The sequence below is a fragment of the Shinella sp. WSJ-2 genome, from assembly GCF_003432075.1.
Lineage (GTDB): Bacteria > Pseudomonadota > Alphaproteobacteria > Rhizobiales > Rhizobiaceae > Shinella.
In genome coordinates this window covers 93,471-115,897 of the sequence record NZ_QWBU01000001.1, presented here as the reverse complement: position 1 = coordinate 115,897, position 22,427 = coordinate 93,471, and the positions used below count along the sequence as shown (strand labels likewise).

The 22,427-nt window shown below is 64.1% G+C and carries 24 protein-coding genes; 9 read left to right on the top strand and 15 right to left on the bottom strand.

All coding sequences use genetic code 11. The features are described 5' to 3' along the window. Positions 1 to 11: 11 nt before the first annotated feature. Both purL and D0Y60_RS00605 read right to left on the bottom strand, forming a co-directional pair. The gene (gene purL, locus D0Y60_RS00610) at positions 12 to 2,249 is read right to left on the bottom strand and encodes a phosphoribosylformylglycinamidine synthase subunit PurL (protein ID WP_117366204.1); all 2,238 of its coding nucleotides are present in this window, start codon (positions 2,247 to 2,249) and stop codon (positions 12 to 14) included. 103 nt (positions 2,250 to 2,352) lie between these two features. Then, positions 2,353 to 3,774 carry a PLP-dependent aminotransferase family protein gene (locus D0Y60_RS00605; RefSeq protein ID WP_117366203.1) on the bottom strand — a complete coding sequence of 474 codons (1,422 nt, stop codon included), beginning with the start codon at positions 3,772 to 3,774 and terminating at the stop codon, positions 2,353 to 2,355. Positions 3,775 to 3,868: 94 nt separating this feature from the next. Between D0Y60_RS00605 and D0Y60_RS00600 the strand changes: the two genes are divergently transcribed. After that, positions 3,869 to 4,084 carry a DUF1127 domain-containing protein gene (locus D0Y60_RS00600; protein WP_117366202.1) on the top strand — a complete coding sequence of 72 codons (216 nt, stop codon included), beginning with the start codon at positions 3,869 to 3,871 and terminating at the stop codon, positions 4,082 to 4,084. A gap of 7 nt (positions 4,085 to 4,091) precedes the next feature. Here the strand turns inward: D0Y60_RS00600 and D0Y60_RS00595 are convergent, their stop codons facing one another. Genes D0Y60_RS00595 through purC form a run of 5 tightly spaced genes read right to left on the bottom strand, consistent with a single transcriptional unit; the run spans position 4,092 to position 6,530 of the window. After that, on the bottom strand, positions 4,092 to 4,484 hold the full coding sequence (locus D0Y60_RS00595; protein ID WP_117366201.1) for a hypothetical protein: 393 nt from the start codon (positions 4,482 to 4,484) through the stop codon (positions 4,092 to 4,094). Between the two features lie 47 nt (positions 4,485 to 4,531). Continuing rightward, positions 4,532 to 5,203 carry a phosphoribosylformylglycinamidine synthase subunit PurQ gene (gene purQ, locus D0Y60_RS00590; RefSeq protein WP_117366200.1) on the bottom strand — a complete coding sequence of 224 codons (672 nt, stop codon included), beginning with the start codon at positions 5,201 to 5,203 and terminating at the stop codon, positions 4,532 to 4,534. Then, positions 5,200 to 5,457, bottom strand: a complete 258-nt coding sequence (locus tag D0Y60_RS00585; protein ID WP_117366199.1) for a hypothetical protein — start codon at positions 5,455 to 5,457, stop codon at positions 5,200 to 5,202. Before D0Y60_RS00585 ends, purQ begins: the two co-directional genes overlap by 4 nt. A 19-nt stretch (positions 5,458 to 5,476) precedes the next feature. Then, a complete protein-coding gene (purS, locus tag D0Y60_RS00580; protein WP_117366198.1) occupies positions 5,477 to 5,719 on the bottom strand; it encodes a phosphoribosylformylglycinamidine synthase subunit PurS in 243 nt (80 codons plus the stop codon). 46 nt (positions 5,720 to 5,765) lie between these two features. Then, positions 5,766 to 6,530 (bottom strand): phosphoribosylaminoimidazolesuccinocarboxamide synthase, encoded by a 765-nt coding sequence (gene purC, locus D0Y60_RS00575; protein WP_117366197.1) that lies wholly within the window; start codon positions 6,528 to 6,530, stop codon positions 5,766 to 5,768. A gap of 224 nt (positions 6,531 to 6,754) precedes the next feature. On the opposite strand from purC, the gene D0Y60_RS00570 reads away from it, so the two are divergent. Next, positions 6,755 to 7,075 carry a DUF1476 domain-containing protein gene (locus D0Y60_RS00570; protein ID WP_117366196.1) on the top strand — a complete coding sequence of 107 codons (321 nt, stop codon included), beginning with the start codon at positions 6,755 to 6,757 and terminating at the stop codon, positions 7,073 to 7,075. A gap of 69 nt (positions 7,076 to 7,144) precedes the next feature. Here the strand turns inward: D0Y60_RS00570 and D0Y60_RS00565 are convergent, their stop codons facing one another. Both D0Y60_RS00565 and D0Y60_RS00560 read right to left on the bottom strand, forming a co-directional pair. After that, the gene (locus tag D0Y60_RS00565; protein WP_117366195.1) at positions 7,145 to 9,733 is read right to left on the bottom strand and encodes an EAL domain-containing protein; all 2,589 of its coding nucleotides are present in this window, start codon (positions 9,731 to 9,733) and stop codon (positions 7,145 to 7,147) included. 85 nt (positions 9,734 to 9,818) lie between these two features. Then, a complete protein-coding gene (locus D0Y60_RS00560; protein WP_117366194.1) occupies positions 9,819 to 10,379 on the bottom strand; it encodes an alpha/beta hydrolase in 561 nt (186 codons plus the stop codon). A gap of 168 nt (positions 10,380 to 10,547) precedes the next feature. Here D0Y60_RS00560 and D0Y60_RS00555 point away from each other — a divergent pair, with 168 nt between their 5' ends. After that, a complete protein-coding gene (locus D0Y60_RS00555; protein WP_117366983.1) occupies positions 10,548 to 11,348 on the top strand; it encodes a DUF2189 domain-containing protein in 801 nt (266 codons plus the stop codon). 98 nt (positions 11,349 to 11,446) lie between these two features. On the opposite strand, the gene purB is transcribed toward D0Y60_RS00555, so the two are convergent. The 6 genes from purB to D0Y60_RS00525 all read right to left on the bottom strand — a co-directional run bounded on the left by purB (position 11,447) and on the right by D0Y60_RS00525 (position 16,917). After that, complete coding sequence (purB, locus tag D0Y60_RS00550; RefSeq protein WP_117366193.1) at positions 11,447 to 12,754, bottom strand: adenylosuccinate lyase; 1,308 nt, start codon at positions 12,752 to 12,754, stop codon at positions 11,447 to 11,449. 79 nt (positions 12,755 to 12,833) lie between these two features. Next, entirely contained in the window at positions 12,834 to 13,358 is a 525-nt protein-coding gene (locus D0Y60_RS00545) for a hypothetical protein (RefSeq protein WP_245409050.1), read from the bottom strand. Between the two features lies 1 nt (position 13,359). Continuing rightward, a complete protein-coding gene (locus D0Y60_RS00540) occupies positions 13,360 to 14,088 on the bottom strand; it encodes a DUF2259 domain-containing protein (protein ID WP_117366192.1) in 729 nt (242 codons plus the stop codon). Positions 14,089 to 14,090: 2 nt separating this feature from the next. Next, a complete protein-coding gene (gene rpe / locus D0Y60_RS00535) occupies positions 14,091 to 14,768 on the bottom strand; it encodes a ribulose-phosphate 3-epimerase (protein WP_117366191.1) in 678 nt (225 codons plus the stop codon). 68 nt (positions 14,769 to 14,836) lie between these two features. Beyond that, positions 14,837 to 15,838, bottom strand: a complete 1,002-nt coding sequence (locus D0Y60_RS00530) for a P1 family peptidase (RefSeq protein ID WP_117366979.1) — start codon at positions 15,836 to 15,838, stop codon at positions 14,837 to 14,839. Between the two features lie 2 nt (positions 15,839 to 15,840). After that, positions 15,841 to 16,917, bottom strand: coding sequence for an ABC transporter substrate-binding protein (locus tag D0Y60_RS00525; protein ID WP_117366190.1), 1,077 nt, complete (start codon positions 16,915 to 16,917; stop codon positions 15,841 to 15,843). 170 nt (positions 16,918 to 17,087) lie between these two features. Here D0Y60_RS00525 and D0Y60_RS00520 point away from each other — a divergent pair, with 170 nt between their 5' ends. From D0Y60_RS00520 to D0Y60_RS00495, 6 genes are all read left to right on the top strand, one after another. Continuing rightward, positions 17,088 to 17,585 (top strand): flavin reductase family protein, encoded by a 498-nt coding sequence (locus tag D0Y60_RS00520; protein WP_117366977.1) that lies wholly within the window; start codon positions 17,088 to 17,090, stop codon positions 17,583 to 17,585. Between the two features lie 78 nt (positions 17,586 to 17,663). Then, positions 17,664 to 18,539: a MoxR family ATPase gene (locus D0Y60_RS00515; protein WP_117366975.1), complete on the top strand. Its 876-nt coding sequence runs from the start codon at positions 17,664 to 17,666 to the stop codon at positions 18,537 to 18,539. A gap of 3 nt (positions 18,540 to 18,542) precedes the next feature. Beyond that, on the top strand, positions 18,543 to 19,784 hold the full coding sequence (locus D0Y60_RS00510; RefSeq protein WP_117366189.1) for a VWA domain-containing protein: 1,242 nt from the start codon (positions 18,543 to 18,545) through the stop codon (positions 19,782 to 19,784). A 10-nt stretch (positions 19,785 to 19,794) separates the two neighbouring features. Further along, the gene (locus D0Y60_RS00505; protein WP_117366188.1) at positions 19,795 to 20,121 is read left to right on the top strand and encodes an XdhC family protein; all 327 of its coding nucleotides are present in this window, start codon (positions 19,795 to 19,797) and stop codon (positions 20,119 to 20,121) included. Beyond that, on the top strand, positions 20,121 to 20,819 hold the full coding sequence (locus tag D0Y60_RS00500) for an XdhC family protein (RefSeq protein ID WP_117366187.1): 699 nt from the start codon (positions 20,121 to 20,123) through the stop codon (positions 20,817 to 20,819). Before D0Y60_RS00505 ends, D0Y60_RS00500 begins: the two co-directional genes overlap by 1 nt. Next, entirely contained in the window at positions 20,816 to 22,426 is a 1,611-nt protein-coding gene (locus D0Y60_RS00495; protein WP_117366186.1) for a molybdopterin-binding/glycosyltransferase family 2 protein, read from the top strand. Before D0Y60_RS00500 ends, D0Y60_RS00495 begins: the two co-directional genes overlap by 4 nt. The last annotated feature ends 1 nt before the right edge of the window (position 22,427 follow it).

Here is a 22,427-nt window from a genome sequence, read left to right as displayed (position 1 = left end):
TGCTCCCTTATTTATTCTGCGGCGGCAGCGGCGGTGCCGTTGCCATCCATGAAGTCAGGGAACCACGATTCATGGGTGTTGCGCAATTGCTCAATCGGCAGCGAGAACAGGCCATCCACGGCCAGCGCATCGCCGCCGACCGTGCCGAGGCGGCGGAACGGCACGCCGGCACCTTCCGCATTGGCTGAGATGAAGTTGGCGAGATCGGCCGGAACCGCAAGCACATAGCGGGCTTGGTCTTCCCCGAAGAGCAGCGCATGGGCCGGGCCGTGCGCCTCGGAGAGGTCGATCCTGGCACCCTTGCCGGAGGCCATGGCAATTTCAGCGAGTGCGATGACAAGGCCACCCGAGGAAATGTCGTGGCAGGCCGTGACCTGGCCGTTGCGGATGGCCGAGCGCACGAAGTCGCCGTTGCGGCGTTCGGCATGCAGGTCCACTTCCGGTGCCGGACCGTCGATCTTGCCGACGACATCGCGCAGATAGACGGACTGGCCGAGATGGCTGCCGTCGGTGCCGATGAGGATCAGGTGGTCGCCGTCCTTGGCGCCGCCGATCTTGGCCATGACGGACCAGTCGGGCAGCAGGCCGACACCGGCAATAGTCGGGGTCGGCAGGATCGCGATGCCGTTCGTCTCGTTGTAGAGGGAAACATTGCCGGAGACGATCGGGAAATCGAGCGCACGGCAGGCTTCGCCGATGCCCTGGATGGCCTTGACGAACTGGCCCATGATCTCCGGCTTTTCCGGGTTGCCGAAGTTCAGGTTGTCGGTGGAGGCGAGCGGCTCGGCGCCGGTCGCCGTGATGTTGCGCCAGCATTCGGCCACAGCCTGCTTGCCGCCTTCGAACGGATCGGCCTCGACATAACGCGGGGTGACGTCGGAGGAGAAGGCAAGCGCCTTGGAAGCGTGGCCTTCGACGCGCACCACGCCGGCATCGCCGCCGGGAATCTGCAGCGAATTACCCTGGATCAGCGTGTCATACTGCTCATAGACCCAGCGGCGGCTCGACTGGTTCGGAGAGCCGACGAGCTTCAGCACGGCCTCGCCGTAGTTGGCGGGCTCCTCTACGAGAGCGGCCGGCAGCGGCGCGGGCTTGCCCGGCTCGCGCCAGGGGCGGTCGTATTCCGGGGCCTCGTCGCCCAGTTCCTTGATCGGCAGGTTGGCGACTTCCTCGCCCTGATGCAGGATGCGGAAGCGCAGGTCATCCGTCGTGTAGCCGACGATGGCGAAGGCGAGACCCCACTTGATGAAAATCGCCTTGGCGATCTCTTCCTTGGCGGGCTCGAGAACCATGAGCATACGCTCCTGGCTTTCCGACAGCATCATCTCGTAAGCGGTCATCTGCTCTTCGCGAACAGGTACGAGATCGAGGTTAAGCTCGATGCCGAGGTCGCCCTTGGCGCCCATTTCGACGGCGGAGCAGGTGAGGCCGGCGGCACCCATGTCCTGGATGGCAATGACGGCGCCGGTCTGCATCAGCTCGAGGCAGGCTTCCAGCAGGCACTTCTCGGTGAAGGGGTCGCCAACCTGAACGGTGGGGCGCTTCTCTTCGATGGATTCGTCGAACTCGGCCGATGCCATGGTCGCGCCGCCCACGCCGTCACGGCCGGTCTTGGCGCCGAGATAGACGACCGGCAGGCCGACGCCCTTGGCTTCCGAGAGGAAGATGGCATTGGACTTGGCAAGGCCGGCGGCGAAGGCATTGACGAGGATGTTTCCGTTGTAGCGCGGGTCGAATTCGACCTCGCCGCCGACGGTCGGCACGCCGAAGGAGTTGCCGTAGCCGCCGACACCGGCGACGACGCCGGAAACGAGGTGGCGGGTCTTCGGATGGCTCGGCTCACCGAAACGCAGCGCGTTCATCGCCGCGACCGGGCGCGCGCCCATGGTGAAGACGTCGCGCAGGATGCCGCCGACGCCCGTCGCCGCACCCTGATAGGGCTCGATATAGGACGGATGGTTGTGGCTTTCCATCTTGAAGACGACGCAGTCGCCATCATCGATATCGACGACACCGGCATTTTCGCCCGGACCCTGGATGACGCGCGGACCCTTGGTCGGCAGCGTGCGCAGCCAGCGCTTGGAGGACTTGTACGAGCAGTGCTCGTTCCACATCGCCGAGAAAATGCCGAGTTCGGTGAAGGTCGGCTCGCGGCCGATCAGCGAGAGGATGCGGTCGTATTCATCCGGCTTCAGCCCGTGGGCGGCAATCAGCTCCGGGGTGATCGGGCGGGTGTTCGAAATGGTCATCGTCGCTCGTCTTGTCGTGGAGGGCAGGATTGCGGTCTCTTTACCCCATGCTGCCCTGCAGCGCGACAGGAAAATGACGGTGAAACACAGGCAAACGCGGCTTTCAGGCCGGGCTGTCATAGCCTGTCGGGCCGTTTTCCAAGAGCCGCCGAAGCCGCATCAGGCCGCCGACGACCGCCTCACGTTCTGTCGGTGAGGAGAGGCCGATGCGCACGCGATGAAAGGTCTTTTCCGAGCGGCCGGCTTTGAACTCATCCTCGTCGTCGATCAAGATGTCTTCGGCGAAGGCCGCCTGCCGGAATGTGCCCGACAGCCAGGGATCCGGCAGCTTCAGCCAGAGGAACGGCACGCGCGGATGCGAGTTGAAATCCAGCCCCTCGAAGATGTTGCGCGCATGCGCCTCGCGGATGCCGACCTCCTCGGAGACTTTCGCGCGGATGGCATCGGCCATGCCCGACAATACGAGGCGGGCAGCGAGCTCGGCGAGTAGGAAGGGCAGGCCGCCGCTTACCATCTTGTGGGCGATGCGCACGCGTTGCGCCAGATGCGGAGGGCAGGCGATCCAGCCGCCGCGCACGCCGGCCGCAACGCTTTTCGACAGGCCGCCGACGAGGAAGGTACGCTCGGGCGCGATTTCGGCCAGCAGCGGAATGTCGTCATTGGCCGTAGCGCCATAGAGATTGTCCTCCACCAGGAAGACATTGTGCCGCTTGGCAATGGCGGCAATCGCCCGGCGGCGTTCTTCCGGCATGGTGACGAGCGTTGGGTTCTGGGCGCCGGACATGAGGAAGGCGAGCTTGGGGTGCTGCTGTACGCAGATCCGCTCGAAATCCTCGGGGATGACGCCGTGGGCATCCGAATCGACCAGCGCGGTCTGGCGGCCGAGCAGGGCGGTGCCGCGGCTGACCTGCGAATAGGTGACATGTTCGAAAACGATGCGGTCGCCCGGCGCCGTGATGACAGAGACGGCGGCAATGACAGCGGCATGCGCCCCGAGCGTGGGGACAATGCTTTCCTGTGCCGGCTGCCAGTCGCCGCGCTTCAGCCATTGGCAACCGGCCTCCAGCCAGTGCGCCGGAAAATTCCGCGTGTAGCTCGAAATCTCGTTCGGCTGTTCGCGGCAGATGGCCGAGAGAATATCGGTGACAATGGCCGATTGTCCCACATCCGTGGCGGCCGTCGTGTCGAAACGCAGCTTCCCGGGCGGTGCATTGGTGGCGCGGGTGCCGACAAGGCGCGCGCTGATCGGGTCGATGCCCGAGGCCGTATCGTCATTGTCGGGCGAGCCCAGGACATAGGTGCCGCGCCCGACCTCGCCGCTGACGAGACCGCGCTCGCGCACCATGCTGTAGGCGCGGCTGACCGTGCCGATCGTCACGCCGATATCATAGGCAAGGTTGCGCTGCGGCGGCAGCTTGCTGCCGGAGGCGAGCGTGCCGGTGTTGATGGCCTGCTCGATCTGGTCGGCGATGCGGACATAGAGCGGGCCATCGGAGGCCTGAAGATTGGGGAGCCAATTTGTCATGGTGGCAATTCTTATATTGCACCGTTCGCGAAGTCAATTATCTCCTGAATGCACCGATTGTCACACTCCCAGTGACATTTCAGGAGAAAGTTTCATGGCAATTGATACAATTTTCGTGCAGGGCGACGTCGAGCGCCCGAGTTCCAGCCGGAAGTCGCTCTATCGCGCATGGCTTGCCGTGCGGGCATGGAGGCTGAAGCGCCGCACACGTCAGGACCTCATCGAGATGACGGAGGATCAGCTGCGCGATATCGGCATCACCCGCAGCGAGGCGCAGCGCGAAATCGGCAAGTCGTTCTATTGGGATTGACGGCTGCTCAGCAGCCCTTGCCGCCAGCGGCCCAGCGCTGAACGTCGGCCGCGATACGCGCGCCGACCGGTTCGGCCATCAGGGGACCGAAGGCATCGAGCTTGGCCGGGCTTCCCTCCGCCTGCACAACTAGCAACGGACGCGATTCCGGCGAGTTGCGATGGACGACGAGAATGCGCGGCCGGCCGGAGAAGGAGTTCAGCTCCGGCGCGAGGCGATAGGCCTTGAAGGCCGGATCACCCGATTTGAACCAGCAGCCGTTGGCGCCGAGCGCCACGCGTTCCATGGTCGCCAGCGCGCTGCCATTAGCCTTCGGCGGCGGCGTTTTCGTCTGACAAGCAGCCAGCGCCGCAACGGCAACGAGCAGCAGGAGAAGCTGGGCGGAGAGACGAGGGCGCATGGAAAGCCTTTCGGGTATGGATATGCACCCTTGATAGCAACGGCGGGTTAAGCAGCGATTACGTCGAGAACCGATGCGAAGAGACCGCGGCCATCGGAACCGCCATGGGCGGCCTCGATGAGGTTTTCCGGGTGCGGCATCAGGCCGAGCACATTGCCCTTGGCGTTCATCACGCCGGCAATGTCGTTGATCGAGCCGTTAGGATTGGTGCCTTCGGCATAGCGGAAGACGACCTGGCCGTTGCCTTCGATAGCGGCGAGCGTTTCGGCATCGGCGAAGAAGTTGCCGTCGTGGTGGGCGACGGGGCAGCGGATGATCTGGCCCTTGTCATAAGCGCGGGTGAAGTCCGTCTCGGCATTCGCCACTTCCAGCTTCACTTCACGGCAGACGAATTTCAGCGAGGCATTGCGCATCAGGGCGCCCGGCAGCAGGCCGGCTTCGAGCAGAATCTGGAAACCGTTGCACACGCCCAGAACCTTCACGCCGGCTTCCGCCTTGGCCTTGATCGCCTGCATGACCGGCATGCGGGCGGCAATCGCGCCGCAGCGCAGGTAATCGCCATAGGAGAAGCCGCCGGGAATGACGATGAGGTCGACATCCGGCAGGTCCGTTTCCGTCTGCCAGACGGTGACCGGCGCGGTGCCGGAAATCTTGGTCAGCGCCGCGATCATGTCGCGGTCACGGTTAAGGCCGGGGAGCTGGACGACGGCGGACTTCATGGGTGTGATTCAAACCTTGCCTTGGCCTCGGCGAGTTCATGCAGTTCGAGGCGGTTTTCGATACGGTCGAGACGCTGGTCCACGCGGTCCAAGCGCGAATAGATGTGGTGAACGTCTTGCTGGGCTGCAACAATCGCTCCTCGCGTCGTGATCATCTCACTGCGAAGATCGGAAAGTCCGATGTCGAATTTTTCCATCCGGGTATGGATGCTTTTCAGCACTTCGTACATCAGTTCGTTCGTGACACCTGCCATTGCCTATCTTTCGCAGCCGTCAGGCAAGAGCGATAGTGTAATTCTCGATTACCGTGTTGGCCAGAAGCTTCTCGCACATGGCCTTGAGGTCGGCTTCGGCCTTGGCGCGGTCGGCGGTGGCGAGTTCGAGGTCGAACACCTTGCCTTGGCGGATGCCGCCGACGCCGTCGAAACCGAGGCTGCCGAGCGCGCCTTCGATGGCCTTGCCCTGCGGGTCGAGAACGCCGTTCTTGAGCGTGACCGTTACGCGTGCCTTGATCATGTCTTCCTCTTCAAACCAAAACTCTGAAGCGCCGGGCAGGCGCCGATTATTTCACCAGAACCGGGCCGGTGCCGCGCGGCGGCTCGTTCTCGTTGATGATGCCGAGACGGCGGGCGACTTCCTGATAGGCTTCGAGAAGCCCGCCGAGATCGCGGCGGAAGCGGTCCTTGTCCATCTTCTCCTGGGTTGCGATGTCCCACAGGCGGCAGCTGTCGGGCGAGATCTCGTCGGCGATGATGATGCGCATCATGTCGCCTTCGAAGAGGCGGCCGCATTCGATCTTGAAGTCGACGAGCTGGATGCCGACGCCGAGGAACAGGCCGGAGAGGAAGTCGTTGACGCGGATGGCGAGCGCCATGATGTCGTCGAGTTCCTGCGGGCTTGCCCAACCGAAGGCCGTGATGTGCTCTTCGGAGACCATCGGGTCTTCGAGCGCATCGGCCTTGAAGTAGAATTCGATGATCGAGCGCGGCAGCACGGTGCCTTCCTCGATGCCGAGGCGCTTGGAGAGCGAGCCGGCGGCGACGTTGCGCACGACGACCTCGAGCGGGATGATCTCGACTTCTTTGATCAGCTGCTCGCGCATGTTCAGGCGGCGGATGAAATGGGTCGGAATGCCCATCTTGTTCAGCTGCGTGAAGAGATACTCGGAAATGCGGTTGTTCAGCACACCCTTGCCGTCGATGACATCGTGCTTCTTCTTGTTGAAGGCGGTCGCATCGTCCTTGAAGAACTGGATCAGCGTGCCCGGCTCGGGACCCTCATACAGGATCTTGGCCTTGCCCTCGTAGATACGGCGGCGACGGTTCATGGATTTGTCTCTGCTGTTGGCGCGCTTGGGCCCGCGCACATATCGGTCTTTTGCGCTCCCATAAACGAAATGCCGCAGTTTAACAATCGCCGTGAGGCCCGATCCCCCGTTTTCCGGCCTTCCGCCAAGTTTCAGTGGCGGCGAAAGTTCGCATTGCACTTTTGTCGTCGTTTTGATTTATGGGCGTGGAAGCCTAACGGTGACAGAATCTACGGGAGTCATAGATGACCAGCATGCAGGATCGGGAAAAGGCCTTCGAGGCCAAGTTCGCGCTGGACGAAGAACTGCGTTTCAAGGCCGAAGCACGCCGCAACAAGCTGGTCGGCCTGTGGGCTGCCGGCCTGCTCGGCAAGACCGGTGAAGAAGCGGACGCCTACGCCAAGGAGGTCGTTGCCGCTGATTTCGAAGAAGTCGGCCATGAGGACGTCGTGCGCAAGGTGAAGGCCGATCTCGACGCCGGCGGCGTTGCCCGCAGCGAAGACGAGATCCGCGTTCAGATGATCGAGCTTCTCGCCGTTGCGATCTCGCAGCTTGAAGCCAAGTAATCGCGTCTCATCATACTGGTTTGAAAAGCCGTCCGGTTCCGCCGGGCGGCTTTTTTGTTGCGTTGTATATCAGCGGTTGACGGCGCGGCGCACTCCGTTCTGAAGGTCGCGCACGTTGCCCACCTCAAGCCGCCATTCTTCGCGCCGCACGAAATCAGGAATGGCCTGTGCCGGCATGGGCCGGGCAAGCGCATAGCCCTGCAGGATATCGCAGCCGAGGTCGCGCATGATGGCGACATGGGCCGGCGTCTCGACGCCTTCCGCCACGACCTCGATATTGAGAGAACGGCCGATCTCGACGATGGTGCCCACCAGCTTGCGCTGGCCTGGCGAGCGGCTCACCGGCTTGACGAGCTGGCGGTCGATCTTCAGCCGGCGTGGGCTGAGCTTCATAAGGCTCACGATGGAGGCATGGCCGGTGCCGAAATCGTCGATTTCAATATCGATGCCTAGCTTGCGCATCTCTGCAAGGTTTTCCAGCACGGTGCGGTCGCAATCGTCGAGGAAGATCGATTCCAGGAGTTCGAAAGACAGCGATCGCGGCTTGATATCCAGCGTGCGCAGCGAACGGGCCAGTTCCGGATCGTGCAGGCGCTTGGACGAGACATTCGCCGAGATCTTGCCGATGCCCAGCCCGAGCGACTGCCATTCGCGGAAATCCGCGAGCGACTTTTCCAGCACGATCCGGTCGATCGTCGCGACGCAATCGAGATCCTCGGCGATCTTCAGGAAGGTGTCGGGGGTGAGGATGCCGCGTGTCGGATGGTCCCAGCGTGCCAAGGTCTCGACGCCGATGATATCGAGCGTACGCGCGCAGAACTGGGGCTGGTAATAGGGCAGGAAGCGGCTCTGTTCTATGCCGGACAGAATTTCGTCGGCAGTCTGCTTGTTGATGATGATCTGCGCCTGGAAATCACTGGTAAAGAATTCGTGCCGGCTGCGGCCGCGGTTCTTGGCGCGATAGAGCGCGAGATCGGCATTGACGAGCAGCTGCTTGGCGTCGATCGCCGCGCCCGACTGGCTGGCGATGCCGACGGAGGCGCCGAACCGGCAGATATGGCCGTTGAAGGTCACGGGTTTGCGCATCGCCTCGACGATCGCCTCGGCGAGTACCGCGAGATTGCGGCCGTTCGGACCAGAGGAAAGGAATACGAATTCGTCGCCGCCGATTCGCGCAACGAAGTCGCCATCCCCCTTTAGTTCACGGAGCACGCCGGCGGCATGGATCAGCATCTGGTCCCCGGCGAGGTGGCCAAGGGTGTCGTTGATTTCCTTGAATCGGTCGAGATCGATATGCAGAACGGCAAGGCGGCTGCCGGCCTGCCGCGCCTCGTTGGCGGCGTCGTCGATGGCGGCGTCGAGATAGCGACGGTTCGGCAGGCCGGTCAGATGATCGTGCAGTGCGGTATATTCGATGCGCGCCTTGGCGCTTTCAAGCTCGCCCGCGCGAGCCTCGGCCAGTTCCTTGGCGCGCGTCAGCTCTTCCTGCAGCAAGACGTCTTCGGTCACGTCCCAATTGGCGCCGATCAGTCGGGCCACGCCGGTCGTATCGACATAGGGGGCGGAACGGCCGCGCAGGTGTCGGATCTCGCCATCACCACGGATAATACGGAATTCGTTGGCGAAATCCCTGCCGTTGAAAATCCCATTCTGGACCTTTGCTGCCGCTTCGCGCTGGTCCAGCGGATGCAGCGCGCGTTCCCATGTCGTGGCATTGGGCTCTTCGGTCAGGCCGTACATCTCGATCATGCGGTCGTCCCATTGGACTTCGCTAGTCTTGAGATTGACCTCGAAGACGCCGATGCGCGAGACGTCTAGCGCCAGTTCGAGGCGGCGCGACATCTGGGCGAGTCGTTCTTCCGCCTCCTTGCGCTCGGTAATATCTGTGTCCGTGCCTGCGATGCGGCTCGGCTTGCCGTCCGCGCCATATTCCACGACGGCGCCGCGGCTTTCGACCCAGACCCAGTGACCTTCCTTATGTCGTTCGCGATAGGAAAAGACGCTGAACCCTGTCTGTCCGGTTTCCTGCTTCTTGATCTCCGCGATGACATGCGCCCGGTCGTCCGGATGCACGCTTTGAATCCAGCTTTCCAGCGAACTGTCGATCGCGTCGTCGGGCTGCAGTCCGCGTATGGCGCGCCACTGGCGGGAGTAGAAGAGATCGCCGCGAGAGAAATCGTGGTCCCAGACGCCTTGTCCTGCGGATTCCAGCGCGTTGTTCCAGCGCGCCTCGCGCTCGGCGAGTTCCAGCGCATTGCGCTTGCGTTCATCGATATCGATGATCTGCACGATGATCGCGGGCGGCGTGCCTTCGCCGGGAAGGGCAGGCGGCTCCATGAAAGAGGCGAGAACCCAAAACTCGCTGTTATCAGGTCTTTGAAGGCGGATTTCCCAAGGAGCCTGTTCTGCCGATTTGGGGCGCATTGCATAGGCGATGATCGAGCGGTCCTTGGCGGAGACGCAAGCGTCGAAACGCGGCAGATCTTCGAGTGCGCAAACGGCAAAGGAACGCAGCAGCGTGGCATTCGCCTCGATGATTCGGCCTTCCGTATCGAGTGCTGCGAAGCCGAAACCGGATCGCGCGAAAAGCTGGCGATACAGCGGTTCACGTTCCGTTTTTTCCACGGCAATGGAGGTCGAACCTGGCGGTTTGGCCATGAAACGCGGCGCCTGCAAAGAACTCAATCGGGGCAGCGTGCAGGATTTCTATGAAATTCCTCTTAATGGCGAATTGGACGCACCGTCAGGCCGGCGGCTTGAGCTTGCTCAGGAACTGCGCGAACACCATGGTTCCCTCAGGCCAGGGACCATGGCCGGACTGGGTGTTGATGTGCCCGGCCTCACCGGCATCGAGTAGCAGCGAACCCCAGGCGGCGGCGATGTCGTCGGCATGCTCATACGCCCCGAACGGATCGTTGCGGCTGGCGACGACAAGCGATGGGAAGACGAGCGGCTCGCGTGAATAGGGCCCAAAGGACGTCAGATGTGCGGGCTCGATATCCGGCTTGGTGAGATCCGGCGGCGCGACGAGGAACGCGCCCGCCACCTTGTTGCCGAGATGCGGCGCAGCATGGATGGCCGCCGCGACTCCCAGCGAATGCGCCACCAGCACGACGGGCTTGGAGGCCGCCGCGACTTCATCAACGATCCGCTGCACCCAGTCTTCGCGCACCGGCTTTTCCCATTCCGCTTGCTCGACGCGGCGCGCCGAGGCCAGCTTCGACTGCCAGCGGCTCTGCCAATGGTCGGGGCCGGAATTGGTGTGCCCGGGCACGATGAGAATGTCTGCTTCTGAGGCTTTCATGCGCCGGATGTGCGTTCACGAAGTGCTGAAGTCAAGAGGGTGGGACAAATCTGTTGGCGGGTGTATGATTCCGTTCTCAATGCCAATCACGGTTCACCGTGGTGGCGGACAATTGCCCTCCACACGTGCTGATGCCGTGACGGCTGAAAACCGGCAGGAGGAATGGTCATGACGACTTTTCATGTGATGGCGGGCGCCAGTGACATGGTGGCGCGTCCCGCCGTGCGGCGGATCGGATTGTCCGATATCGGCGACGCGCTGGCGCGCGGCTTCGACGACTTTCGCGCCAAACCGTCCCATTACGTTTTCCTGAGCCTTATCTATCCGATCTCGGGCGTCGTGCTCGTCACCTGGAGTTCGGGTGCGAACATGTTACCGCTGATCTTTCCGTTGATTGCGGGTTTCGCGCTGCTCGGTCCGTTTCTTGCGCTCGGTCTCTACGAGATCAGCCGGCGGCGCGAGCGGGGCATGGATACATCCTGGCGTCACGCGCTGGAGGTGCGCAACTCGCCGGCCCTGCCATCGATCCTCGTCGTCGGGGCCATGCTGGCGGTGTTGTTCGTGGCGTGGCTGGTCTTTGCCCAGATGCTCTATACCAGCCTGTTCGGACCGGAGCCGCCGCGGTCGCTGGCGCTTTTCCTCGCCTCCATCTTCAGCTCCGAAAACGGACTGCTCCTGATGCTGGCGGGCAATGCCATCGGCTTCTGCTTCGCGCTGGTCGTGCTCGCCACGACCGTCATCGCCTTTCCGCTGATGCTTGACCGGGATGTCGGCGCCGTCGCCGCCATCGAGACCTCGTTGCGCGCCACGCTGGTCAATCCGCTACCGATCGCCTGCTGGGGTCTCATCGTCGCGGCATTGCTGGTCGTCGGCACGATCCCGCTTTTCGTCGGGCTTGCCGTTATCATGCCGATCCTCGGTCACGCCACATGGCATCTGTACCGCAAGATCATCGTTGACGAGGGATAGTTCGGTTCCGGGGGCGGCGCCGTGAGGAGGAGAGCGGAGACCGCCCGCCAGAGGGGAGCGATGGCGCCGTTGGCGCCATCGCTACAATTCAGCCGTGATCAGACCGTGCCAAAAACGCGGCGGAAGATCGTGTCGACATGCTTGGTGTGGTAGCCGAGATCGAACTTTTCACGGATCTGCTCTTCGGTAAGGGCGGCGCGTACTTCGGCGTCGGCCAGCAGTTCTTCCAGGAAGTCCTTGCCCTGTTCCCAGACCTTCATCGCGTTGCGCTGTACGAGGCGGTAGGAATCCTCGCGCGAAACGCCGGCTTGGGTCAGGGCCAGCAGGACGCGTTGCGAATGGACGAGACCGCGGAACTTGTTGAGGTTCTTCAGCATGTTGTCCGGGTAGATCACCAGCTTCTCGATGACGCCGGCAAGCCGGTTCAGCGCGAAGTCGAGCGTGATGGTCGTGTCCGGGCCGATGCCGCGCTCAACGCTGGAATGCGAGATGTCGCGCTCGTGCCAGAGCGCCACGTTTTCCATGGCGGGCGTCACGGCCATGCGCACGAGGCGGGCGAGGCCCGTCAGGTTTTCCGTCAGCACCGGGTTGCGCTTGTGCGGCATGGCCGACGAACCCTTCTGGCCCGGCGAGAAGAACTCTTCGGCCTCCAGAACTTCCGTGCGCTGCATGTGGCGGATCTCGATCGCGACATTCTCGATCGATGAGGCAATGACGCCAAGCGTGGCGAAGAACATGGCGTGACGGTCGCGCGGGATGACCTGCGTGGAGACGGGCTCGGGCGTCAGGCCGAGCTTGGCGCAGACATGCTCTTCGACATACGGATCGATATTGGCGAAGGTGCCGACGGCGCCCGAGATCGCGCCGGTCGCGATCTCCGCGCGTGCAGCGACGAGGCGGGCGCGGTTGCGGTCCATCTCGGCATAGAAGCGGGCGAGCGTCAGGCCCATCGTCGTCGGCTCGGCATGGATGCCGTGGCTGCGGCCGATGCGGATCGTGTCCTTGTGCTCGAAGGCGCGGGCCTTCAGCGCGGCCAGCACGCGGTCCACGCCGGCAAGCAGGATATCGGCTGCGCGCACGAGCTGGATGTTGAAGGTCGTGTCCAGCACGTCGGACGAGGTCATGCCCTGGTGCACGAAGCGGCTGTCGGGGCCGACGAATTCCGAGAGATGCGTCAGGAAGGCGATGACATCATGCTTGGTGACGGCTTCGATCTCGTCGATGCGGGCGACGTCGAATTCGGCCTTGCCACCCTTTTCCCAGATCGTCTCGGCCGCCGATTTCGGGATGACGCCAAGTTCCGCCAGCGCGTCGCAGGCATAGGCTTCGATTTCGAACCAGATGCGGAACTTCGTTTCGGGCGACCAGATGGCGACCATGTCCGGTCGGGAATAGCGAGGGATCATCGGTTCTAGACTTTCCTTGGGAGGGTGGGAATTGCCGCCGCTTTAGCAAAGATGGCCGGCAAGCTCAACGCCGACAAACTCAACGCATGCGCCGGGGCATGGATAAGGCGAGCCAGAGGCTGGCGCCCGCCAGGATCGGCAGGCCGACCGGCAGGTAGAGACGCAGGCCCATGACAAAGAACTGGTAGGTGGCGCCGGCCGACGTGAAGAGGAACTGATAGACCCAGACGCGCGTGCCGAAGGGCTGGTGCCAGCGCGCATAGAACAGCCGGTAGTCCATCGCGAACCAAAAGGCCGTCAGGGCGACCGTCGCGAGGCTGAGCAGGGCGAAATGGGCAGCAAAGCGCGTCTCGGTGCCGCGCCTGCGCGTGAGAAAGCGGGCAAGCGGCAGGGCGATCAGCCAAGCGCAAAGCCCGCCCGCGAAATAGATGAGAAGCAGCTTTACGAGATGAAAATTCGCGTCGCGGCCTTCCATATGCAGGGAAAGAAACGCGCAGGCCACCATCAGCAGGCCCCAGGCGACCGCCCCACCGAGGCAGAGCGCAAGCGAGGGGAAGATGGGTACACGCCCGCCCAAGGGCGTATTGGATGCGGGTGCGCCCATGTCAGGGCCGGAAGGGTACGGCGACCCAGCGGCCGTCGGCACCTTCGAAGCCGAAGCTGCGGACGAGGACCAGCGCCACATGGACAGGCTCGGCGGCCAGCGGATGGAAGGTCATGGCGCCCGATATCTGGTAGGAGATCGGGCATGCGCGGCTTTCGGGCACGCGTGTGTCTTCGTGCAGCACCGTATCGGCCGCTTGGCCATCACGCTTGACGAGCTTCAGGCGAAAGCCCTTGCCGCCGTCGGGCGTGATGTCCTGACAGTTTTCCGACACCGGCAGCGGGATATCCTCGAGCGCCAGCGCATAGCTGCCGCCCGGCGTCGGCTCGACGGCATAGGGCAGGTATTTGATGCGATTGCGATCCGCGCCGACCTCGCCCATCGGGTTGAAGGCGGCGAGAACGCCGGGGGTGTCGAGCACCTTGTGTTCGGCAATCAGCGCCTTCGCCTTGTCGCGGCTTTCTGCCCGCGCCTTGCCAAGGCCCGCCGTCTCGTCGTCGATGCGCACGCGGATCGGCGTGCCCTTGAGATAGGCGTCTTTCTCGGTATCGATGAAATAGACGGTGGAATAGGGAAAGCCTGATCCGTCCTGTACGCCGAATTCCTCGAAGGCGAAGACCTTTCCATCCGGCGAAAAGCCGAGCGGCTGGAAGCTCGCGAAATCGCCGGCCGAGGCGGTGGCCGCCGTCAGCAGAGGCCCCAGCAGGATAGCCGCCGCTTTCCGCACCATCGTCACGCCCGCGCACCCTCCGCATTGCTGCGCAGAGTGTCGATGGTTTTGCGATAGGCGTCAACATGACCGCCCGAGAAGATCGCCGAGCCGGCGACGAAGACATTGGCGCCGGAGGCGGCCGGCAGGGCGATCGTATCGACAGCAATGCCGCCGTCGACCTGGATCTCGATCGGACGGTCGCCGACCATCTTCTTTACGCGACGCAGCTTTTCCTGCATGGCCGGAATGAATTTCTGGCCGCCGAAGCCGGGATTGACTGTCATGACGAGGATGAGGTCGATCTTGTCGAGCAGATAGTCCAGCACGCTTTCCGACGTGGCCGGATTGATGGCCACGCCGGCACGCTTGCCGAGCGCACGGATCGCCTGCAGCGACCGGTCGAGATGCGGGCCGGCCTCGGCATGCACGGTGATGCCGTCGCAGCCGGCCTTGGCGAAGGCTTCGAGATAGGGATCGGCGGGCGAGATCATCAGGTGGCAATCGAAGAAGGCGTCAGTGTGCGGGCGCAGCGACCTGATGACATCGGGGCCGAAGGAAATGTTCGGCACGAAATGGCCGTCCATAATGTCGAGATGGATCCAGTCCGCGCCGGCGGCGACGACATCGCGCACTTCCTGACCGAGCTTGGCGTAGTCGGCGGCGAGGATGGAAGGGGCGATCCGCATGGGAAGGGTCATGTCAGGCTCCGTGGCAGGAATTTTGCCGTCGCCATATCATTCCCGGCAGGGGGGAACAACGGGCGAATTCACCGCCCCGCCCAGCTTGGCAGCACATCGCCCTCCATCGGCGTCGCATCGTGCACGCCGCGGGCGATGGCGCGCGCCATGGTGGCGGCGGCGGCGGCGCAGAGCGCGATGAAATCCTCCGGTGCCGGCGTACGGCCGCTCTTGCCGGTGGCGAGCGCGAAGACGAGATCGCCGTCGAGCGGCGTATGCGCAGGCCAGAGCGCGCGGGCAAAACCGTCATGGGCGGCGATGGCAAGCCGCTTTGCCTCCGCCTTGGTCAGCACGGCATCGGTGGCGATAACGGCGATGGTGGTGTTTTCCGTGCCGCTCGGGCGGGCGGAGAGTTTTGTGCGCGGGAAACGGGCTTCGACCGGAAAGGGCGCGGGGAGGCCAAGGCCGCCGAATTCGCCGTCTTCCTCAAAGGGGGCCGCCCAGAAATGCCTGGTCTCGCCGACGGTCGCGGAGCCGAGCGCATTGACCGCGACGAGCGCGCCGACGGTGAAACCTTCCGTGAGCACGGTCGAGGCCGAGCCGAGGCCACCCTTGAAGGTGGCGGTGAGCGCCCCGGTGCCGGCGCCGACGCTGCCGGTCTCGAAATCGGTGCCGACATTTTCGAGTGCCGCATAACCGAGTTCGCGGTAGGGCGAATAGCGACCCCAGTCCTTGCCGCCGCCATTCATCAGGTCGAACAGGATGGCGGCAGGAACGATGGGCACGCGATGCGGGCCGACCGCAAAGCCGCGCCCCATCTCGCGCAGTCCCGCTTGCACGCCGGTTGCCGCATCGAGCCCGAAGGCCGAGCCGCCTGACAGCACGAGGGCATCCACCGTCTGCACGGTGTTGTGCGGTTCGAGGAGATCGGTCTCGCGTGTTCCGGGCGCACCGCCGAGCACCTGAACGGCCGCCGTCGCCGGTTCTTCGCAGAACACGACGGTCACGCCGGATTTCAGGGGATGATCCCCCGCATTGCCGACCTTCAGGCCCGCGACGTCAGTGATGAGGTTTCTCGCGCCCGGTCGCATCGTCATTCGCTTTCGGGCGTCGTGCCGGCAGGGACGAAGGCCCCATCCTTCCAGACGAGCAACTGATACGGATTGGCGCTCAGTTCGTGATCCGCGCCGAAAGCAAGGGGACCAACGGCGGTGTCGAACCGGCCGGCTGCGAGTTTTTCGGCGAGATCGCCGCCCTCGGCGGCGGCGGCCGCAAGCGCGATCACCGCGGCATGGGCGGGAAGCACATAACCTTCGGCGACGATATCGCGTGCCAGCATGGCCTTGGCCACCGGCTCGCCTGCTGGCAGGGATTGATAGTCCGGCAGCGCGATGGCCTCGACGCCATCCGTCATCGGCACGGTCGGATCGGCTCCAACCAGCGCCTCGCCGCCCAGCAAGGCGAGCGGTGCCTTCTCCGCCGCGGCGTCGCGGGCGATGACCGCCACATCCGTCCGGTCACCGCCGACGAATACATGGGTGACGCCGGTCTTGGCGAGCCGGCGCACGAGGGTGAGCTGCTGTTCCTGCGCCGGGCGGTACGTATCGACGAAGGCCGCCTTCATGCCGACCTCTTCCAGCCGCAGGCGAATGGCCTCGACGAGCTCGCGGGCATGGATCGTGCCGTCGTCGATCAGCGCGAAGGGCGCGGATTTCCAGTCGCGCGTGATGACCTCCACCGCCTTGTCGGCCTCCGCCTTGGGGCCGGGAGCCAGGCGAAAGAGCGGCCATTTCTTCTTCAGCGCATCTTCCATGAGAATGCCCGAGCGCACGGAAAGCGTGATGGCCGGCACCTTCGCCTCGGAAAGCGCGGGAAGCGCGGCGGAAAGACCCTCGGTGCAGAGGAAGCCGACGGCCGCGACGGCATTGGCCGAGAGGATCGCCTTGGCGATACCGTCGCCATCCTTCTCGTCGCAGCCCTCAGGGATTTCCACGATCGTATCGCCGTTCGCCTCGGCGGCGACGCGGGCGCCGTCGCGCACCTGCTGGCCGAGAATAGCAAGCGGTCCTGCATCTGGTGCAACCACCGCGATGGTGAGGCCGACTGCCGGGGCCGGGGAGGCGGCGAGGAGGGCGCTGCCGAAAAGGCTCGCAAGAAAAATGGTCTTCATTCTCAATCCATCGGTCGCGATATGCCCTTTGTACGGTCGGGGCCTGCAAGGTCAAAGGGAAATATGGATGCGATTTGCCGCTTGTCTCTGACAAGACAGGAAAATTCGACATCGGGGCTTACATTTTTCTTCACTTTCGCCATGTATCACTGACGATGAAGGAGAACGCCGTGTTGGACAGATTGATGCTGGATGCGTCGCTCTACCGCGATGCGATGAGCCGCTATGCCGGCCATGTGCAGATCGTGACGACGGCCCATGAGGGCGAGAAACGCGGCGTGACCATCACGGCCGCCTGCTCCATCTCGGACAACCCGGCCATGGTGCTCGCCTGCGTCAACGCCTCCAACGCGAAAAATGCGATATTCTCGAAAAGCGGCAATTTCGCGCTCAACACGCTTGCCGCCGACCAGATGCACCTCGCCAACGCCTTTTCCGGCCGCGATCCCGCGCTATCTGCCGAAGAGCGTTTCGCGATGGGCGAATGGGAGGAGCTAGTGACTGGCGCGCCGGTACTGAAGGGCACGCTTGCCTCCTTCGATTGCCGGCTGATCGAACTCAAGGTCATGGCGACCCACATGATGCTGATCGGCGAGGTGAAGGGCGTAACCTTCGGCGAGCACAAACCGGCGCTTGTCTATATGGACCGGGGCTACCACACGCTATAGTCTCCTCCTCCCGAATGGAGGAGTTGCGTGCCCTATCAGCCTGGACACATCCCGCAATCGATCGACGAAACCGTTGAAATGCTGGCCTCGGGCAATTATCTGGCCGGGCGATCGTTGGCGACGGTGTTGTTTCTGTCGCTGCGCATGAAGCGGCCGCTCTTTCTTGAGGGCGAGGCCGGTGTCGGCAAGACTGAGATCGCCAAGGTGCTGTCGGCAGCGCTCGACCGGCCGCTGATCCGTCTGCAATGTTACGAAGGCCTCGACATTTCCTCTGCTGTCTATGAGTGGAACTATCCGGCGCAGATGCTGGAAATCCGGCTTGCGGAAGCCTCCGGCACCACGGATCGCAGCCGCATCGAGGCCGATATCTTCTCCGAGCGCTACCTCATCCGCCGCCCCGTGCTGCAAGCCTTGTCCGTGCCGGACGGCCGGGCGCCGATCTTCCTCATCGATGAGCTGGACCGCACCGACGAGGCCTTTGAGGCCTTCCTCTTGGAAGTGCTCTCCGATTTTCAGGTGACCGTGCCGGAGCTCGGCACGATCCGCGCCGTCGAGCCGCCCATCGTCATTATCACGACGAACCGCACCCGCGAGGTGCATGACGCCCTGAAGCGACGCTGTCTCTATCATTGGGTGGACTATCCTGAAGCCGCGCAGGAGCTGGAGATCATCCGCCGCAAGGTGCCAGGCTGCAACGAAACCCTGTCCAGGCAGGTCGTTGCCTATGTGCAGAAACTGCGCGCGCTCGATCTCTTCAAGAACCCTGGTGTCGCCGAAACAATCGACTGGGCGACGGCGCTCACCGAACTCGACCGCGTGGCGCTCGATCCCGAAACCGTGTCCGACACGCTCGGCACGCTGCTCAAATATCAGGACGACATCGCGCGCATCGACGGTGCCGAAGGGCGCAAGCTGCTCGATGACGTCAAGGCCGGGCTGGCGGCGACGGGCTGAGCGATGGCGGCAAGGGCGGAAAACCAGGTTCTAGGCACCACAGCGGACGGCCGTCTCGCCGACAATATCGTGTTTTTCGCCCGCGTGCTGCGTAAGGCGGGGCTGCGGCTTGGCCCCGCGGCCGTGACCGATGCTATCGAGGCGGTGCAGGCGATCGGCATCGGCGAGCGGGAGGAATTCTACACGGCGCTGCATGCCACGCTCGTCAAGCGCCATGAGGACGATGCCGTTTTCGACGAGGCGTTCCGCCTGTTCTGGCGCTCGCGCGATCTTGTGGGAAAGATGATCGCGCTGATGTCGCCGGTCGTGACGCGGCAAGAGGAGCGGGAAAAGCGCAAGGCGGGCGAAACTCGGGTTTCCGATGCGCTGTTCGGCGGGCGTGAGAACGAGAAGCGTCAGCGCGACGAGCCGGATATCGAGATCGACTCACGCCTGACCGCCTCGGGCAGCGAAGTGCTGCGCCGCACCGATTTCGCCCAGATGTCCGCCACCGAGCTTGCTGCCGCCAAGCGGGCGATTTCCCGTCTCGTCCTGCGGATGGATGCCGTGCGCACACGCCGCTTCCGCCCGTCGACCCGGCCGGTCGCCGTGGATGCACGCGCCACGATGCGTCATGCCATGCGCACCGGCGGCGCGCTCATCCTGCCGCGCCACCGGGAGCACAGGACGGTGCATCCGCCGCTCGTCGTGCTCGCCGATATCTCGGGCTCGATGAGCCAGTACACCCGCATCTTCCTGCATTTCCTGCATGCGCTCGGCGAAAGCCGGCGGCGGGTGCATGCCTTCCTGTTCGGCACGCGGTTGACGAATGTCACTCGTCCGATGCGCAATCGCGATCCCGATGTTGCGGTGGAGGCCTGTAGCCAGACGGTCAGCGACTGGTCGGGTGGCACGCGCATCGGCGAGACGCTGAAGGAATTCAACCGGCTCTGGTCGCGCCGCGTGCTGGGGCAGGGGGCCGTGGTGCTCATCATCACCGACGGGCTGGAACGTGACGGCATCGATCTGCTCGAAAAGGAGATGGACCGGCTGCATCGTTCGTGCCGGCGGCTGGTCTGGCTCAATCCGCTGCTGCGCTTCGAGGGGTTCGAGGCGCGGGCACGCGGGGTGAGGGCAATGCTGCCACATGTCGACGAGTTGCGGCCGGTGCACAATCTGAACGCCATGGCCGATCTGGTGGCGGCACTCTCCGGTGCCGCGCCCCGCGGTGCGGGCGATCCCCGGCGTTTCCTGCCGGATGCGTGAGGAGGACAGGATGGACGCAAACGAAACGCTCGACCCGCTGACCATCGCCGAACGCTGGATGGACGACGGGCGCATGGTGGCGCTCGCCACCGTCGTGGAAACCTGGGGCTCGGCGCCGCGCCCGGTCGGCAGCCATCTGGTCATCGATGGCGAGGGCAATTTCCACGGCTCCGTCTCCGGCGGCTGTGTGGAAGGGGCCGTGATCGGCGAGGCGATGGAGGTGATTACCGACGGCGAGCCGCGTATGCTGGAATTCGGCGTGGCCGATGAGACCGCCTGGCGTGTCGGCCTGTCTTGCGGCGGGCGCATCCGGGTCTATGTGGAGCGTGTCGGCTGATGGATCCCTTTCTCCTGCGCAAGCTCAACACGGAGCGCGCCGCCCGTCACGCCGTCATCCATCTCACCGATCTCGGCGATGGCCGTGACCGGGTGATCCGCGAGGGCGATCCGGTAGCCGGACCGCTCGGCGAGGCGATTGCCGCCGCCTTCCGTTCCGGTAAATCCGGGCTGGTCGAGGCGGAGGCGCGACAATTCTTCCTCAACGTCCACCTGCCGCCCGCCCGCATCGTCATCATCGGCGCGGTGCATATCAGCCAGGCTCTGGCGAAAATGGCGGAGATCGCCGGCTTCGACGTCACGATCATCGACCCGCGCACCGCCTTTGCCACGGAAGAGCGTTTTGCCGGCATCGACCTTGTCGCGGATTGGCCGGAGGACGCGCTGAAGACGCGGCCGCTCGATGCCTATACGGCGCTCGTCGCGGTGACGCACGATCCGAAGATCGACGATGTTCCCTTGTCGCAGGCGCTGACTGCGGGCTGTTTCTATGTCGGTGCGCTCGGCAGCCGGAAAACCCACGCCAAGCGCGTCGAGCGCCTGACAGCGCTTGGGCATAGCGAAGCGGACATAGCGAAGATCTCTGCGCCCATCGGCCTCGATATCGGCGCCGCAAGTCCTGCCGAGATCGCTGTCGCGATCCTCGCCGACACTGTCGCGCATCTCCGCCGCCGGTCGCTGCGCGGTGCCGCGCCATGATCTTCGGTGAAATCGCGGTCGCCGACGCGGTTGGCACGCGGCTGGCGCATGGCGTGCGCACGGTCGGGTTGTCGCTTCACAAGGGCCATGTGGTGACGGCGCAGGATCGTGAAGCGCTTGTCGCTGAGGGCGTCGCAACCGTTATCGCTGTACGGCTGGAGCCTGACGATATCGGCGAAGACGAGGCGGCGTCGCTGATCGCGGCGGCCATTCCGCCGGATCATCTGCGGTTCACACCGTCTGCAACGGGGCGCATCAACCTGCATGCCACGGTGAACGGGCTTTTCGTCGCTGACCGGGCGGCCATCGATCGCTTCAATCGGGTGGACCCGGCGATCACCATCGCCACCCTGCCGGACCATGCGAGCCTGAATGCCGGCGACATGGTGGCGACGATCAAGATCATCCCGCTCGCCGTGCCCGGCAGTCTTGTGCGCAAGGCGGCCGGGGTGATGGCGTCGAGCCGGGCGCTGGAGGTCAAGCCCTTCGCGTCCTGTCGCGTCGGTCTCGTCGCTACGGAGCTGCCGACGCTCAAGCCGTCGGTGATGGACAAGACCCGCCGGCTCGTGGAACAGCGGCTGCGACCTTCCGGTAGCCGGCTGACGAATGAGGTGCGCGTGCCGCATCGAGCGCCGGAACTGTCTAAGGCCGTGGCCGAAGCGGCGCGGGACAACGATCTCGTCCTGGTGTTCGGCGCTTCGGCAGTGACGGATATCAACGATGTCATTCCCGCCGCCATTCGTGCGGCGGGAGGGGTTGTCGAGCATGTCGGTATGCCGGTCGATCCGGGCAACCTGCTGGTCCTCGGCCGCATCGGCACGGTGCCGGTGATCGGGGCGCCGGGTTGCGCGCGCAGCCCCAAGGAAAACGGTTTCGACTGGGTTCTCGCCCGCATCTTTGCCGGCGAAAATCCGGGATCAGAGGAGATTACCGGCATGGGCGTCGGCGGCTTATTGACGGAAATTCCAAGCCGGCCGCAGCCGCGCGATCTGCGCGCGGCGGAGCGGCCGCTCTCCGTTACTGCACTGGTGCTGGCCGCCGGCCGCGCCAGCCGCATGAACGGCAGCCACAAACTGCTGGCGGCCTTCGATGGTCAGGCGCTGGTGCGGCGTTCGGTGGAGGCGGCGCTTACCGCCGGACCGGCGCGTGTGCTGGTCGTGACGGGCCATCGGGCCGAGGAAATCGAGGCGGAACTGTCTGGGCTGGATGTGGACGTCATCCGCAATCCCGATCATGCGCAAGGCATGTCGACTTCGCTTCGCGCAGGGGTTTCGGCTCTTGGACCGGGCTGCGATGGTGTCGCGGTCATGCTTGCCGACATGCCGCATGTCACGGGCGCGGACGTGCGCCGGCTGCTGGACGTCTTTGCGGCCGCGGGCGGACAAGCTGTGGCGCGCGCGGTCTCGGGCGGCAAGCGCGGCAATCCCGTCGTCCTTCCGCGCGCAACATTTTCCGCGCTGCTCCAGCTTGAAGGCGATGTCGGTGCGCGGCATATCGTCGAAAGTGCCGGGCTCGACATCGTGGATGTCGAAATCGGCGAAGCGGCGCATGTCGATGTGGATACGCCAGAGGCGGTGCTCGCCGCCGGCGGCATTCTGAAGGGGTAGG